This is a genomic window from Helicobacter suis (assembly GCF_902196125.1).
In the GTDB taxonomy this organism is placed as follows: Bacteria; Campylobacterota; Campylobacteria; order Campylobacterales; family Helicobacteraceae; genus Helicobacter; species Helicobacter suis_B.
Genome location: NZ_CABIKG010000001.1, coordinates 40,544 through 56,128 on the forward strand (window position 1 = coordinate 40,544; position 15,585 = coordinate 56,128).

General features: G+C 39.9%; 15 protein-coding genes and 1 pseudogene. 4 read left to right on the forward strand and 12 right to left on the reverse strand.

Going from position 1 to position 15,585, the window contains the following annotated elements; all coding sequences use genetic code 11:
- Nucleotides 1–627: an NAD(P)H-dependent oxidoreductase gene (locus tag G6Q00_RS00190; protein ID WP_163531497.1), complete on the reverse strand. Its 627-nt coding sequence runs from the start codon at nucleotides 625–627 to the stop codon at nucleotides 1–3.
- Nucleotides 628–903: 276 nt separating this feature from the next.
- Here G6Q00_RS00190 and G6Q00_RS00195 point away from each other — a divergent pair.
- Nucleotides 904–1,230: pseudogene (locus G6Q00_RS00195) on the forward strand (glycosyltransferase); the annotation flags it as partial.
- A complete protein-coding gene (locus tag G6Q00_RS00200; RefSeq protein WP_163531498.1) occupies nucleotides 1,227–1,982 on the forward strand; it encodes a glycosyltransferase family 2 protein in 756 nt (251 codons plus the stop codon). The pseudogene G6Q00_RS00195 and the gene G6Q00_RS00200, both read left to right, overlap by 4 nt.
- A 60-nt stretch (nucleotides 1,983–2,042) precedes the next feature.
- Here G6Q00_RS00200 and G6Q00_RS00205 read toward each other — a convergent pair whose 3' ends face one another.
- From G6Q00_RS00205 to G6Q00_RS00250, 10 genes are all read right to left on the reverse strand, one after another.
- Nucleotides 2,043–3,935 carry an AAA family ATPase gene (locus G6Q00_RS00205; RefSeq protein ID WP_163531499.1) on the reverse strand — a complete coding sequence of 631 codons (1,893 nt, stop codon included), beginning with the start codon at nucleotides 3,933–3,935 and terminating at the stop codon, nucleotides 2,043–2,045.
- A gap of 161 nt (nucleotides 3,936–4,096) precedes the next feature.
- The gene (locus G6Q00_RS00210) at nucleotides 4,097–5,005 is read right to left on the reverse strand and encodes a PDC sensor domain-containing protein (RefSeq protein ID WP_163498490.1); all 909 of its coding nucleotides are present in this window, start codon (nucleotides 5,003–5,005) and stop codon (nucleotides 4,097–4,099) included.
- A gap of 12 nt (nucleotides 5,006–5,017) precedes the next feature.
- Complete coding sequence (locus tag G6Q00_RS00215; protein ID WP_163531500.1) at nucleotides 5,018–5,671, reverse strand: hypothetical protein; 654 nt, start codon at nucleotides 5,669–5,671, stop codon at nucleotides 5,018–5,020.
- 22 nt (nucleotides 5,672–5,693) lie between these two features.
- Nucleotides 5,694–7,349, reverse strand: coding sequence for an ABC transporter ATP-binding protein (locus G6Q00_RS00220; RefSeq protein WP_163531501.1), 1,656 nt, complete (start codon nucleotides 7,347–7,349; stop codon nucleotides 5,694–5,696).
- A 3-nt stretch (nucleotides 7,350–7,352) separates the two neighbouring features.
- Nucleotides 7,353–7,556, reverse strand: coding sequence for a copper-binding metallochaperone CopP (gene copP, locus G6Q00_RS00225; protein ID WP_034375952.1), 204 nt, complete (start codon nucleotides 7,554–7,556; stop codon nucleotides 7,353–7,355).
- Nucleotides 7,543–9,744 carry a heavy metal translocating P-type ATPase gene (locus tag G6Q00_RS00230; RefSeq protein WP_275896755.1) on the reverse strand — a complete coding sequence of 734 codons (2,202 nt, stop codon included), beginning with the start codon at nucleotides 9,742–9,744 and terminating at the stop codon, nucleotides 7,543–7,545. The genes copP and G6Q00_RS00230 overlap by 14 nt, the downstream gene beginning before the upstream one ends.
- Nucleotides 9,744–10,454 (reverse strand): CDP-diacylglycerol--serine O-phosphatidyltransferase, encoded by a 711-nt coding sequence (gene pssA, locus G6Q00_RS00235; RefSeq protein ID WP_163498485.1) that lies wholly within the window; start codon nucleotides 10,452–10,454, stop codon nucleotides 9,744–9,746. The genes G6Q00_RS00230 and pssA overlap by 1 nt, the downstream gene beginning before the upstream one ends.
- Nucleotides 10,455–10,458: 4 nt before the next feature.
- Complete coding sequence (gene ftsH, locus G6Q00_RS00240; RefSeq protein ID WP_163498484.1) at nucleotides 10,459–12,369, reverse strand: ATP-dependent zinc metalloprotease FtsH; 1,911 nt, start codon at nucleotides 12,367–12,369, stop codon at nucleotides 10,459–10,461.
- Nucleotides 12,370–12,389: 20 nt separating this feature from the next.
- Entirely contained in the window at nucleotides 12,390–13,283 is an 894-nt protein-coding gene (gene prmA / locus G6Q00_RS00245) for a 50S ribosomal protein L11 methyltransferase (protein WP_163531503.1), read from the reverse strand.
- Nucleotides 13,284–13,303: 20 nt separating this feature from the next.
- Nucleotides 13,304–13,678 carry a chemotaxis response regulator CheY gene (locus tag G6Q00_RS00250; protein ID WP_034375411.1) on the reverse strand — a complete coding sequence of 125 codons (375 nt, stop codon included), beginning with the start codon at nucleotides 13,676–13,678 and terminating at the stop codon, nucleotides 13,304–13,306.
- Nucleotides 13,679–13,812: 134 nt separating this feature from the next.
- Here G6Q00_RS00250 and G6Q00_RS00255 point away from each other — a divergent pair, with 134 nt between their 5' ends.
- On the forward strand, nucleotides 13,813–14,280 hold the full coding sequence (locus G6Q00_RS00255; RefSeq protein WP_163531504.1) for an acyltransferase: 468 nt from the start codon (nucleotides 13,813–13,815) through the stop codon (nucleotides 14,278–14,280).
- Nucleotides 14,265–15,185, forward strand: a complete 921-nt coding sequence (locus G6Q00_RS00260; RefSeq protein ID WP_163531505.1) for a Gfo/Idh/MocA family protein — start codon at nucleotides 14,265–14,267, stop codon at nucleotides 15,183–15,185. The genes G6Q00_RS00255 and G6Q00_RS00260 overlap by 16 nt, the downstream gene beginning before the upstream one ends.
- A 95-nt stretch (nucleotides 15,186–15,280) precedes the next feature.
- Here G6Q00_RS00260 and G6Q00_RS00265 read toward each other — a convergent pair whose 3' ends face one another.
- Nucleotides 15,281–15,577: a hypothetical protein gene (locus G6Q00_RS00265; protein ID WP_163531506.1), complete on the reverse strand. Its 297-nt coding sequence runs from the start codon at nucleotides 15,575–15,577 to the stop codon at nucleotides 15,281–15,283.
- Nucleotides 15,578–15,585 lie beyond the last annotated feature (8 nt).

Consider the following 15,585-nt stretch of genomic DNA (forward strand, 5'->3'; position numbering starts at 1 on the left):
CTACAAATACTTAATAGCGCTCCCTTTTTCTTTGCGCGCTTTAGTTGTAATGGGCATGTCAGCTTTACCTAAAGCAACTAAGCAAGCAATATTAGGCGGATTTAAATAGACATTAAGGACTTCATGGATTTTTTCAGCCTCAAATCCCCCCATAATACACGAATCCACACCCATTAAAGTAGCCGCTAAAGTCATCTGGCCTACTGCAATATAACACTGTTCTTTCATGAAAGCTTCAATCAAAGCCTGTTCATTGCGTAGGTGATCTTTGAATAAAGTTTGTAGATACTGAACCACTCTTTGGCGGTATTCTTGGGTGTAAAATTGATCCAGATAATCCGCATTGAGCGCGTTAACATGCATATAACCCACTACCACTAAAGCCGCACAGGTTTGTACCACTTTCGTGTTGAAATAGACAAAGGGTGAGATTTGCTCTTTACTTGTACCTTGAAGTACAATAAATTCCCAAGGCTGGGTGTTACAAGAGCTAGGGGCTAGTCTTGCAGCCTCTAAAATTTGCTCTAACACTTCTTGAGAAAGCGAATAATTTGGATCAAATTTTTTACAGGCAAAACGGCGGTGTAAAACGGCGTTAAGTTCATTAGGGCTAAGTTGAAATTGCATTTAACCATCCTTTAATTTTATTTATCCTTAGAGGCTTTAGCTTGCAATAGGGGGGCAGTATAGCACCAAAAAATTAATAAAGTTTAGTCTAACCTATAGGCTTAAAGGGCAAGCATGCTAAAATGGGCATCTTGTAAATGAGAATAAAAGGTTACAATTTGATTAAGCGGGAGATTTTTAATAACTTTTTTAAAACTCTTAAAACACGCTTGGCATGAAAGTTTTACATCTAAATGCTACACGAATTAGTGGCGTAGCACAGGCAACTCTAATGTTACTTTTTTAGGGGCTATAGAAAATGTACATTTAAATACAATTCTTTGTGCGCATGATGTTTTGATTTTACCAAGCCTTAAAGAACCTTGGGGTTTAGTGATAGAGGAGGCGCTTTCAGCAGGCTTGCCTGTTTTAGTGAGTGTGGCGTGTGGGGCACAAGTTTTAGTACAAGAGGGGATCAATGGGTTTTTATTTTGTCCAAAAGATAGCGCGAGATTGCAAGAGCTTTTAAAGAATTTGGGCGCATATTATCCCACCTTGCTAGAAGGGGCGCAGTTGTGGAGTTTAGAGGATAAAAATAAAGCACAGATAGAGGCGTATTTATGAAAATCAGTTTGGTTACAGCGGTCTTAAATAGAGTCAAAACTTTAGAGCACACGATTCAATCTGTTTTAGAGCAAAGCCAAGCGCCTTATGAACATTTAATTATGGACGGGGGGAGTGTGGATGGAACGCTAGAGCTTTTAAAATCTTATCCTCACCTCTTGGTGTATAGTGAGCCCGATTTAGGGCTTTATGATGCGATGAATAAGGGCATTGATCTAGCTAAAGGGGAGATCATTGGGATTATTAATAGCGATGATGTATACGCCCACTCTAAAGTCTTAGAAAAAATAGCACAAGTCTTTAAAGATAACCCACAAGTACAAATGGTTTATGGGGATTTGGTGTATGTAAAGGGTGCTAAGGTGGTGCGCTATTATAAAAGCGGAGCATTTGATCCCAAACTCTTTTTTTATGGGCGCGTGCCCGCACACCCTACACTTTTTGTACGAAAGGAAGTTTATGCGCGCTTTGGGGGATACAAGATAGATTATAAGATAGCCGCTGATTATGAGTTTTTATTGCGTACCTTGCTTAAGGGAAGGGTTACTTGGGCTTATCTGCCTGAGGTACTTATTAAAATGGGAGTGGGGGGGGTGAGTACGCAAGGGTTTAAAAGTTTATGGCTAGCCAACAAGGAAAATTTGCGCGCCTGCAAAGAAAATGGGATCAAGGCTAACTTATTCACTATGCTTTTAAGATACCCCTATAAAATTAAGGGATTATTGCAGGCTAAATTTAGCGTCTGGAATTAGAATCCTTAGCTGCGCTGTAAGAAAATCTAACAATTGTCTTTAGCCTCATAAAATCTCTTATTATGAAGCCCCATTGTATCCTACCCCTCCCCTATCATCATTGTCTGTCTTCTTGTCAGCCTTATTTTCTATGTCAATCTTGCTTTCTAAAAATTTAAAGACGGCTTCTAAATTTTTTTTGGTTTCATCGCTTAGCTTCTTTTTTAAATTGTGAGTGTTTTTAAAGGCACTAGAAACCATGGTTGCTACTTGATTATTTTTGCAACCTGATAGATCAAATTGCTCGCGATCCTCTTTGCTAAAGAGGGACTCTATGGTCTTAAACTCTTTAGAAATATCCTTGAGACTAAAAACAGATATAGATTCCCCTCTAGCAATAGCCTCCTCCTTAACAGACTTAACAGCCTCATCACCTGCCGGATCTCCATCAAATAATAGAATTGGGGTTTTTTTCAAATCCCTTTCTTCAATTAAGTCAAGAAGCTTAGAACTCTTTGTTTTTCTCTCTTCGGAGTCGCCAACCCCACCGATAGGTAAGAAAGCAAAATCGGATTTCGTATCCCTAATTTTTTGGTAGGCACTCAAGATACTATAGTCCATAATCCCCTCCACAAAAATCCATTGACTTTTTCTAAAATCAACATCCAAAAACCCAAGTGCCTCATCAATCTTTTTTAAAGCATCCACCTCTCTAGAAGCTAGGCTAGAAAAATTATTTCGAATCCATGCCCCCTTACTCTTATCATGTTTAACTACCAAGCGTATTGAATCTAAATGTTTGGTGTCTAGCATAAAAGGGGAATGGGTACTCACAATAAAAGTGATGCCATTTTTTTGCCCAAACTCTCTTAGAAAGTTCCGTAACTCCTTTTGGGCTGGGATAGACAAACTATTTTCTGGTTCATCTATAAGCACCAGATCACCTTTTCCAATTTTGCCTTGGTAGAGAAAACTAAAAAAAAGTTCAAAAAATTTCTTAAACCCCGTGCTTTGCCGGTCTAGAAAGGTCATTTCTCCATCCTTGTAAAAATAAAAATGTAGGTTATCCGTGTGTAATTTCACCTTGAAATTATAGAGACCTTCTTGTGCATACATGTTATTAAACTGCTGGGCTACTTCTTGTAATTTCTTGTTGATATTCTCCTCTTGTCTGTCTAAATAATGTCTTTTGTTGGTATCCTTATACTTGCGATAATCCACAAGAAAAAGGTCTAAATCTTTTCCAATGATATTAAAGAGTGCCTTGAAAAAAGTGGATTCTTCTATTTGTTCATAAGAGACTATGCAATCTTGATCACTAATAGGTTTGGTAGATTGGGGTTCTTTTAAAACAATGTTGGGGGGCTTATGATTTTCTAAGACTTCCATTAAATCCTTAGCATCGCCTGCATTTTCTGCTGTTTCATAGGCAATCTTAATATTTTGTAGGGCATCGATTCTTTTTTTAATGTCATCCTCATCTTTCCGCACACAAAAACATCCCAAGATACTTGGCTGATTTTCCTCTAGTTGTTTGCATTTGCATGAAAACACTATCTCATCGGTTGTCTTTAAAAAAATAGCCTTATCTGTTTCATTTTCTCCATAGATCACCTTCATAGGCTTCTCAAACGCTTTTTGGGTGTCTATTTTCTTCTCTTCTAGGATGTCTTTAAAAACCTTTAAGGCCCTCTTATCGATGAAAGATAGTACAAAGGTTTTCTTTGTGAGTTCCCCACAAATCAATTCTAGGTACACACAAGGTTCCACTTCTCCTATATCCATAAAGTCAGCACGATCAGTCTGCTCAAGCCCTTTATTTATTTTATCAATCCCCTGTAATACATTGCTTTTGCCCGCATTATTGGTTCCAATAAGACAAATCAATCCCCCCTGCTTTAAACAGCCAACATCTAACCAAGTTTCTTCACCCACCCCTAAATTCCTAAAGTTTTTAAATCTAATACGACACATATCCATATCTTAAATTCCTTGTTTTTTTTAGTTGTAATAAACTTTTTATTGTAGTCTAAACTCTATTAAATATGGTCTAAACTCTATTAATTTCCTTAAAGATCGCCTTGAACCACAAAGACTCTTGACAAACAAAATCAAAGGTTTATTGCAGGCTAAATTTAGCGTCTGGAATTAGAATCTTTAGCTGCGCTGTAAGAAAATCTAACATAAATGGCTAAGCTAATAAGCAAAGCCGCTACCCCTCCGGTAAGATACACAGCATAGACGATTTTATCCGGCGAGCTAATACTAAATTTAAAGACTAACATTAAAGCCTCAATGGCTAAGGCAATGATGATTGATCCAAGAAAGCGAATCATGGTACGGTGAATCGCGTGGTGGTTATCCCCGCTGTTTTTGCCTAATACCTCTTCCTCAAAAATGGCCTTGACTAAGTCTACTGTGGCTAAGGCTAGGGTGAGAAGCACAATCGGGTGGAAAACTTCCTTGATGTCAAAGTGGCTAAAGTGGATAAAGGCCATGTATAAACTAGAAAGACTTTTGATAAAAAGCAATAGCGCAACAAGGGCTAGAGTGATAGAAATAGCAAAGTACATTATCACGCTACCCTCAGCAAAGGCGCCATAGTGTCTTGAAGAAGAGCTTAGCGCGATAGCTATTTTAATGGGAATATGCATACACACAACATAAAAGAGCTCTTCTTGATCGTTATAAATAGGATAGGCAGCTGTAACGACTAATCCGCGGTTATTACGGGTTGGGTAGGGATTTGTGATAATACAGCGCCGCTCTGTAACTGCCTCATAAAAATACCCTCTCTCTAAAGAATTGCGTGTAAAACTGCTTTTAATATTACCCTCTCTATCAATTAAATTCCCATTTTTATCTAGGATAAAAATATCCTCCTTAATGCGCACCTCTTGTTTGATGCGCTCCATAGAAAGCTGGATATATGTTAAGGTAGGTTCTTTAAGGTAGTTTTTAATATTTTGGACAAATAGATAAGAGACATAGGCATACAGCTCGCTTTTAACTTTAGCGTATTCTGTAATATCTTTAGACAGCATAAATTCCTCGTCTCATTGGATCATAAAAGTCTTAGGGGGTTTAAAGGCACTTTCCATTGTCTGCATGGTTTTAACATATAATTTATTAAGGGCCTGTGTTAGGGCGTTGTTGTAAGTTTGATTAGCATCGCCTCTTTCATTTGGATCGCTATCTAGCGCATTAAATTGTAAAACAGGTTCTTGGATTTTGGTATAAATTTGAATAACACATGAGGGAGATGTGCCATTACAAATTTGTAGTTTTAGCACACTTGTAGCCACTAACATGTGTAAAACTTGTGTGGGGTCTAAATAATCATTATGTGTTTCTTTCAGTACAGCCTGAATTGCTTTAAGATTCTTAGGCACACTATTAAAGCCTAAGGATATGATGCCACTTAGTTTAGCACCTGTGGCTGTATTTGCTAGACTCACTTGATAACCCTTAGCCTCTAATAAATCACCCACCCCCTTTTGCAAGGCAAGGGTATATTTTCTTTGATCGTATTTGGGTACAAAGTGATGTTTAAATGCCACTGCTGGATAACCCAAGACAAGCGGGCCTAAGTTAGCTTTTGTGGGGATTTGTGAGATGGCGTAGTGGAGTTTTAAAGAGGGTAGGGTAAAAACGACATCTTTACAGCCCACCAGAAATAAGATCGCAATTAAAACCCGCCACATCGCCATGCACTCTCCTTAGAAAGGCGCATTATAACATGGTTTTAGCTTGGAGTTGTCCCTCCTCTAAAGTGTAAATATGGGTGGCAATTTCTAAACTAGCAGGATTATGCGAGATAATGATGATTAAACGATCTTTTCTTAAATTATAAATGGTTTCTTTGATCCCCTCTTGTGTGTGTGTATCTAGCGCTGAGGTGGCCTCATCAAAAATAAGCACGCTAGCATTGCGATACAGCGCGCGGGCAATAGCAATTCTTTGGCGTTGCCCCCCGCTTAAATTTGCCCCAAATTCCTCTAAATTAGCCCCTATTCCGCCCAAACTTTGTAAAAAATCCAAAGCCTGCGCTTGTTTAAGACATTCTAATACCCTTTCCTCATTAATGCTTAGCCCATAAGCCACATTTTCAGCCACGCTACCACTAATGATAAACACCCTTTGATTGACAATGCCAATTTGATCGCGCAAACTCTTTTGTTGTAAAGAACTAATTGACATGTTATTGATGATAATTTCCCCGCTAGTGGGTTCATAGAGTCGTAAAATCAAATTGACTAATGAGCTTTTTCCACTCCCGCTTTTGCCAATAATGGCAATGATTTGATCTTGCTCAAAATCTAAATTAATATTTTGTAAAGCAAATTTATTACCATTTTCATAGGCCAAGCACACTTCTTTAAACACGATGCGCCTAATGGGTTCTTGTAAAATTAATGATCCATCTATAATGCCCGGCTCTCTTTCTAAAATTTCATAAATCCTCTCACCGGCAACTAAAGCTTCTTGAAAATTAGAGGCAATTCTTACTAATCGCTTAATAGGAGTGTAGAGCATGAAAAGAGCGGTGATAAAAGAAAAGAAAGCCCCCACGCTAATATGGCCTTTAATCACCTCTAGCCCGCCTAAATAAATCACTAAAGCAATGGCAATAGAGCCTAAAAACTCCATTAGAGGGCTAGAAATTTCTGCGTATTTAATGCTTTTTAAACTCAGATTAAAAAAGGTTTGGTTTTCTTTTTGGAAAGCCTGCAATTCTAAAGTTTCCCCATTAGAAGTTTTCACCACTTCCACACTATGAAAAATTTCTGATAATCTAGCCGTCATGCGCGCATTGGTTTCTTGATTAGCCTTACTGAGTTTTTTAACTTTTTTAATAATTTTACTAAGTGGAAAAGCCGCTAGGGGCATGATGATAAGACCAATGAGAGCCAGTTTAGGGCTTTGATAAATCACTACAGCGACTAAACCTACAACGGTGAGCATTTCGCGCATGCTTTCAGATAAATAATTAGAGAGACTGGCGCGTACTAAAGCAATATCATTAGTGATGCGGGTAATTAGCTCGCCCTTTTTAGTGCGCTCAAAAAAACAGATTTCCATTCTTAAAAGGGTATAGAGCATGTGATCGCGTAATTTTCTCACGATGTCTAACCCGATGTAATTAGTAAAATAAGTCTGGACATAAATCCCCCCACTCTTGCCTAGATATGCCAAAATCACTAAAAAGGGCAAGATAGCAAGCATGCGGGTGTCTTTCTCAATAAAAATTTCATCTAAAGTTGGCTTAACTAGATAGGTCCCCCAAGCTGTACTAAGCGCGACAATAATAGAGGCAATCACCACAAGTATAAAAGCCCGCATATGCCCCTTAAGATAGGGATAAAAACGCTTGAAAAAAATCTGCAAATTCTAGCCTAGTTCATAACCCGCATCTAAAATAGCTTCTTTGATAGCCTCCAAATTTGCAGGATTCTCAAAAGCAACCACCACTTGTTGTTTTTCTAAACTCACATCAATTTTATTAACCCCCTCTAACTCCCCTACAAACTTTTCAATTTTATCCACACAATGTTGGCATGTCATGCCTGTAACTTTTAAACTAATCTCTTGCATGTGATCCTCTAATTTTAAAATGAATACCCCTAAGCCTTTGGGCGTTAAGTACCACGCTGACATTGCTTAAACTCATGGCCAAACTTGCTAGCATAGGATTAAGCATAATGCCTAGTTTATAACCCACCCCGCAGGCTAAAGGAATAGCTACACTATTATAACAAAATGCCCAAAAGAGGTTTTGTTGGATATTAGTGATTGTGTGCATGCTAAGCTTAATTGCGCCTACGATGGATTGAATATCGTTATTAAAACTCACAACATCAGCCACTTCTAAACTTGCATCGCTACCCTTAGCCATCACCACCCCCACATCGCTACGGGCTAAACTAGGCGCATCATTCATGCCATCGCCTACCATCATCACGATTTGACCCCGTGCTTTTAATTCATCTATGGCTTTTAATTTATCCTCTGGTTTGGCCTGTGCTTTGTAGTTTTCTATGCCTAGTTCTGTAGCAAGAGCCTTGACATTTGATAGGGCATCTCCACTTAAAAGCATGGGGGTGATGTTTAAAGCTTTGAGTTGCAAAATGGCCTCTTTTACCTCTGGTTTTAGACGATCAGCTAGTACAAGCACACCTAAAATCTCTGAATCTGTACCAATAAAAACCGGTATCCCTGCTAGGTTCTCAAAGGGATTTTTTGCATTGAAATATTCTAAATTACCCGCCTTATAAACTTGCCCTTTTATTTTGCCACAAATCCCAAAGCCCGGTTTGGCTTGTACATCTCCTACCTCTTGTAAGATCACGCCTTGAGCTTTAGCATAATTTACAATTCCCTGAGCTAGCACATGTTCGCTATGAGACTCCAAACTTGCGCATAAACTTAAAACTTCTTGTAAATCTATGCCTTCTTTAACCCGTACTTCTTGTACTTCCGGTTTGCCTAGAGTAAGCGTACCTGTCTTATCAAAAACCACGCAATTAACCAAACGCGCCTTTTCTAAAGCCTGTGCGTTTTTAAAAAATAACCCTAGTAAACTCGCTTCTTTTTGGGCGACTAAAATAGACATAGGCGTGGCTAGCCCTAAAGCACAAGGACAAGAGATCACCAAGACAGCTACAAACACTTCTAAAGCCTGTTTAAAATCCCCTAAAATAAGCCACACTAAAAAGGCTAAACTTGCAATAACAATCACAACCGGCACAAAAACCCCGGCTACTTTGTCTGCTAAGCGCGCAATTTGGGCTTTAGAACCTTGAGCATTATTAATAAGTTCTAAAATCTTATGCAAAGTGCTATTTTCTTGGGTGTGCGTGGCGCGCATGAAAAATGTGGTAGTGGTGTTAAGTGTGCCTGCAAAGACCTCCATGCCCTCTGTTTTATACACAGGCATACTCTCACCACTTAGCATGGATTCATCAATTTCAGCCTCTCCCTTAGAAAGCACCCCATCTACTGGGATATAACTTCCGGGTAGAATCTGGAGTACATCTCCTTTTTGTAAACTTTCTATAGAAACTTCTACAATTTGATCCCCGTCTAGTTTAAGCGCGCTCTTGCTTTGGTGGCTAATTAAAGTCTGCATGGCTTTTAAGGCCTTATCTTTAGAGCGCTCCTCTATTTGCTTACCTAGCATGACAAAAAATAAAATCACACACACGCCCTCAAAATAATAACCCTCTATGGGCATGTGTAAATAGGCTTTAAAGAGTAAAAATAAACTATAAAGCCACGCGCTAACAGTGCCAAGAGCCACTAGGCTATCCATGTTGGGTTGGCGTGCAAAAAGGGCTTTAAAACCGCTAAAATAAAAATCCCGTCCCATGTGCATGGCAATTAAAGTAAGGCATAGTTGGATTAGGCCATTGTTAAAGGGATTTTGTAAGGCTATAGGTAAGTGGAAGAATCTAGCAAACATGGAAAGAGCTAGCACCCCTAGGCTTAATAGAAAAGTTATAACAAGTTTATACTTAGGCGTGAGAAAAGCAGGATTTAAAAAAGAGGTTTTAGTACTATCTGTAGCGCTAACCGGCTCGTTTTGTGGGTGATAACCTAGTTTTTCAATTTGTTTAAAAATATCCTCTAGGCTAGCTTGAGTCTCATCATAGTTGACCACCGCCTTTTTACTGATCAAATCCACCGCAATACTTTTAATGTACTTTTTGCGCCCTAAAGAGCGTTCAATTCCACTTGAACACGAGCTACAAGTCATGCCCTCAATGTAAAAGCGTTTTGTGATCATTTCTGTGTATACCTGAATATGATTTTAGCCATTAAAAAGATCCAGCGCACAATTCCATAAAGCAAGTAACAAAGCATAGAAACACTGAGCATCTCTAGCGGACGCACAAAAAGAATAAGCAAGAAAAACACCAATACAACAAAGAGTTTTAAATTCCACTTAACTTTTTTAAAGTTAGGGTAGCGGATATTACTCACCATCATCACGCCTAAAAACACGATATAAACAAGCATTAAATACCCATACTGGGTTTTAAATAGATTATATTTAAAATCAAGCAAAATAGCTAACACCACTAGTACCGCCGCTGAAGGAATGGGGATACCAATAAAAGAATAAGGATCGGTGGTTTGGGTGGTTACATTAAAACGGGCTAGGCGAATAGCCCCAAAGATCACAAACAAAGCACAAGCAGCCATGCCCATGCGCCCATAAGTATAGCCTGTATAAAAATAAGAGATAACACTAGGAGCCGCTCCAAAAGCCACCACATCTGCCAAAGAGTCAAATTCTAAGCCAAATTTGCTAGTGGTGTTGGTTAGCCTTGCTACGCGCCCATCTAGTCCGTCTAATACTAAGCACACCACCACTAACCAACACGCGGTTACAAAGCTCCCCTTAGAGGCATAAAAAACCCCCATCATGCCTAAAAAAATACTGCCCGCCGTAAAAAGGTTAGGGAAGAGATATAAAGGCTTGATGGGCATTTGCCTAACTTGCGTGCTCTTCTAAGGGCACTAAACGGCTCTCAAGACTGTTAGCCACCTCGTATTCGCTAATGATTTCGCGCACCCGCTCACCGGTAATAACCTCTTTTTCAAACAATTCACCCACCATTACCTCAATTGCATCTTTATAATCATTCAAGGTTTGCTTAACATGGGCATAGCGCTCTTCTAAGAGGTTTTTAATAAAGCTATCCATTTCTTCGGCCATCTTTTCGCTAAACTCGCGCCCATTGCCAAAGCCCCCGCCTAAAAAGGAATTGCGCTGTTTTTCTAGCACCATTAACCCGCTCACATCGCTCATGCCATAATAACTCACCATGCCCTTGATGATGTCTGTAGCGCGCTCTAAATCATTGCTAGCCCCAGTGGAGATCTCTTGTAAAAAGACATCTTCAGCCGCCCGTCCGCCTAAGAGTACATCAATTTCAGCGATGAGCTCGTGTTTTTGCATCAAATACTTGTTTTCCTCAGGCGTGTTAAGCGTATAGCCAAGAGCTGCCATGCCCCTTGGAATAATAGAGACCTTATTGACCCGCGCTGAGCCCTTAGTCATCTCTGAAATCACCGCATGCCCGCTCTCATGGTAGGCTACAATTTTCTTCTCCTTAGGTGAGATGCGGCGGCTCTTTTTCTCTAACCCGGCAATGCCTCTTTCTACAGCCTCTTTTAAATGTTGCTGTTTGACCTCTTTTTGATTATTGCGACCAGCTAGCAAAGCAGCTTCATTAATAATATTGGCTAAATCTGCTCCGGCTAATCCGGCTGTAAGCTTGGCAATTTCTTGCAAATCCACATCATTGGCTAACTTAACCGGCTTGATGTGTACCTTTAAAATTTCCACCCGCCCGTTAAAATCTGGTTTATCCACCAAAACTTGGCGATCAAAACGCCCGGGTCTTAATAAAGCTGGATCTAAAATTTCGGGGCGATTAGTAGCAGCTAGTACGATCACGGGCGCATTTTCTGAGCCAAAACCATCCATCTCGGCTAAAAGTTGGTTTAAGGTCTGTTCGCGCTCATCATTCCCGCTAATCACCCCTCCAGCCGCGCGGCTCTTGCCAATGGCATCAATCTCATCAATAAAGATGATGCTAGGCGCTTCCTTTTTAGCAATTTCAAAGAGATCGCGCACGCGACTTGCTCCTAGCCCAACAAACATCTCTATAAAGCTACTCCCCCCCATAGAAAAAAAGGGCACACTGGCCTCACCAGCCACTGCTTTAGCAAGTAGGGTTTTACCCGTTCCCGGGGGGCCTACTAACAAAACTCCCTTAGGGATTTTAGCGCCCAAAGACGCGTAACGATCAGGATATTTTAGAAAGTCTACAATCTCCACCACTTCCTCTTTGGCTTCCTCATTGCCTGCCATGTCATTAAAGCGCACCTTAGGTTTTTCGGCATTGATGAGTTTTTTAGAGCTACCCATGCCAAAAATACCCCCGCCCATGTTCTTTTGCATGCGAGATGCCATAAACATCCACAAGCCTAAAATCACCAAAACCGGCAAAAGCCACCCTAAAATATCTGTAAAAAAATTAGATTCGCTAAAACCAGAGTAGTTGATCTTTTGGCTATCTAGGAGTGGCACTAAAGAGAGATCAGGCACGCGCTTAGCAATATAGATAATCTTGTTATTACCCTCTTTGCTAGTGGCTTTAATGAGTGTCTGACCGATACTTACGCTATCCACCTCTTTTTTTTCAATCAATTCCTTCATTTCGTGGTAGCTGATGTTCTTGGTGCTGGTGGATAAAAAGCGATCACCAAAACTCTCATCTGAATTCATCACGCGTACCGCCACAATAGCGATAACGATAAAAACCACAATCAAAACCAAAGGATTTTGTAAAAGTGGTCTTTTAGGATCGCCTGGTCCCCGGCTATTATTTTCCATATGTTTCCTTAAATCAAGCGCTAAGATTTACATAAATGCAAACACACCCATTCATTTTCTTGGATGCGCTCTAAAAGTACAAAAGCAGAGGTATAAACTTTAATTACACGATCTGCATATTCTTCTAAAATACCAGATAAAAAAAGCTCTGTTTTAGCATGGCTAGCTTTTAACACCTGAGTATAAAGTTCAATAATAACACTAGCAACAATATTAATCACAATATAATCATAATATTCTTGGCTTTCTTGCAAAGAACCTAACCATAACTTTTCTAAATGAGCATGGTTGTTCTCAAAATTCTTTTTTGTTTCTTGTAAGGCAAATGAATCAATATCACACGCATGCACTCTAGCGCCTAGTTTAGACAAAGCCAAAGCTAAAATCCCGCTCCCACAACCCACATCTAAGGCTAATTTACCCATTACGCTAAGCTGACTCAAACTTTTTAAAAGCATGCGCGTACTTTCATGATGACCCGTGCCAAAGGCTAAACTTGGATCCAGAATCAAAGTATATAAACCCGGTGGGTTTAGCGGCGCAATCCAGCTAGGCGTGATGTAAAATTTAGCACAAGTGGTGGGTTTAATGCTTTGTTGGTAAATTTTTATCCAATCTTGGTTTTTGTGTATGCTGGTGTGGTGATAAACCCCCACACATGCACCCTGATCATTTAGAGAATGGCAAAACTCTTCAAGATTTTTAAGCAAGGCGCTAGGTTCTTGGCTAGAGTAAATAATGTAGGCTTGGGTGGGGAGAGAATGGGTTTTATCACCAAAATACTGGTAGGGTAAATCGGATAAATTAGTAGCGGAGCTTTCCTCAATGGCCTCTTGTGTGAAATCTAATAAAAAATTAGCAAATAGCTCAGAGTAGCCAGTGGGCAAGACAAGGGTCTTAAAATATAAATCCATCTGCCTTGCCTAATTGTACTCTAATCATTGGTACCCAAAACAACCTCTAATTTTTCCTTAAGAACTTGAGGGGTAAAGGGCTTGACAATGTAATTATTCACCCCTGCTTTTAAAGCGGTGATAACCTCAGCCTTGCCCCCTTCTGTGGTGATCATAATAATAGGCAAGTCTTTAAAACGCCCATCAGAGCGCACCTTTTTAACCAGATCTAGCCCATTCATCTCTGGCATATTCCAATCGGTGATAAGCACCCCAGTAGTGTCATTACTATCTAATTTCCCCCAAGCTTCCACCCCATGCTCAGCCTCCAAAATATCCTCATAACCTAAACGCTGGAGGGTATTCCTGATGATTCTTCGCATTGTGGAGCTATCATCTACAATTAGTATTTTCAATATCTCTCCTTGATTGGCCCTCATGGCTATCAGAAAATCACGCGCCCATTTTAGCATATTTATATGGCCTCTATCTTAAAAGATCACCAAAATTTGATGGGATAATGCTAGCATTAGCACAGCTAAGGAAAAGCATGCGTGTGATAGAAAATTCAATTACTAATGTGTGCGCCCATGAAAGTGTAGTGGTCTATGCCCCTTGTAATTTGTATGGCTGCACTTTAGAAGAGGGCGTGTTTGTGGGGCCTTTTTGTGAAATCCAAAGTGGCGTAGTGGTGGGTGCGCATACTCGTATCCAAAGCCATTCTTTTATTTGCTCGCTTGTGCGTATTGGCACATTTTGTTTTATCGGGCATGGCGTGGTGTTTATTAACGATCTTTTTTCTAATGGGTATCCTAGTGCTAATTCTAGTTTATGGAAAGAAACCAGTATTGGTAATCATGTTAGCATTGGCTCTAATGCTACGATTTTACCCGTACGCATTTGTGCGCATGTAGTAATTGGGGCGGGTAGTGTGGTGAGTAAAGATATTGATAAAAGCGGGATTTATGCGGGCAATCCAGCCCGTTTTTTACGGGATTTACCATGCAAGTTGGATTAGTTGGCTATGGCTATTGGGGGCAAAGAGTGGCGCATAACTTAGGGAGATTTGTACTTAAAAGCGTGTGTGATTTAATACCCCTGCGCCTAGCACAGGCCCAACAAGACTGGGGCCATATCTTGGTGAGTACAAAAATAGAGGATTTATTAAACGATACAGATATTCAAGCTATTTTTATTATCACCCCGCTATCTACCCACTATACTCTTACTAAACAAGCACTTTTAGCCAATAAACATGTATTTGTAGAAAAACCCATGAGTTCTACTTTACAAGAGGCTAAAGAACTTTATATGCTAGCCAAAGAGCGCCATAAAATTTTACACTGCGATCTGACCTTTTTATACACGCCAAGCATTCTTTGGATTCAAAATAACTTGCAACAATTAGGGCAAGTTTTAAGCATTGCCTCTAGGTGGCTCTTAGGGATTTGCCGTAAAGATACCTGTGCGCTTTACGATCTAGCTTGGCATGCTTTAAGCATTTTATCTTTTCTCTATCCCCATGCTTTAAGTATTAGTTCGCATCTTTCTTTACTCAAAGCCCCCCATCCAAATCACCCCACTTTAAGTACAGCTAATTTACATTTCAACATAGTAGAGATCATGGCATCTTTAAACATCTCTTGGCTCTCCCCTTTTAAAGTACGCGACATGCTCTTTATTGGTACGCAAAACACCCTATATTACAATGATAACGCCTCTAAACCTCTGAGTATCACCCCTACAAGTTTAGAATCTAAACAAGTAAAAACCCACTACCCCACACTCCCAGCTTTTAGTGCGCTTTTTAAATGCGTAGAAAGTTTTCACCAAAGTATTTTAAACGCCACCCCCTGTTCTTATCAAAAACGCGTTGTTTTAGATGTTTTGGGGTTTTTAGAGAGATTAACATTAGCGCCTTGAGTCTAGCTAACTAGAATTAAAAAGCTCACTACAAGTACCAGAGTGAGGGCTACGCTTAAAAAGGGGGAGTTATCAGCCCAAAAACTCTAAATTCCCTATTGGGTTTCTGCGACCCTTTGTGCCTGCAACGCATTTTCACAATTTTTATAAAAAGAGGAGGTGATTGTATTAACCCTAGCTCTTGAGGTGAAAGCTTCATGGCAGTGCATAAGGGTGCGCAAGCGTGCTTTTGGGTTTTTAAGGAAGTGATCAACAGAGTGTACAAAGTCAAAATGAAATTCCATAGGGGCTAAACGCTCACCGGGTCTTCCCATACAATTAGAGCTACAGTAACCACTTTGGGCATGCGCTACAGCAAGCCACATAAACAAGCAAAGATAAATTTTTTTCATATCCGACC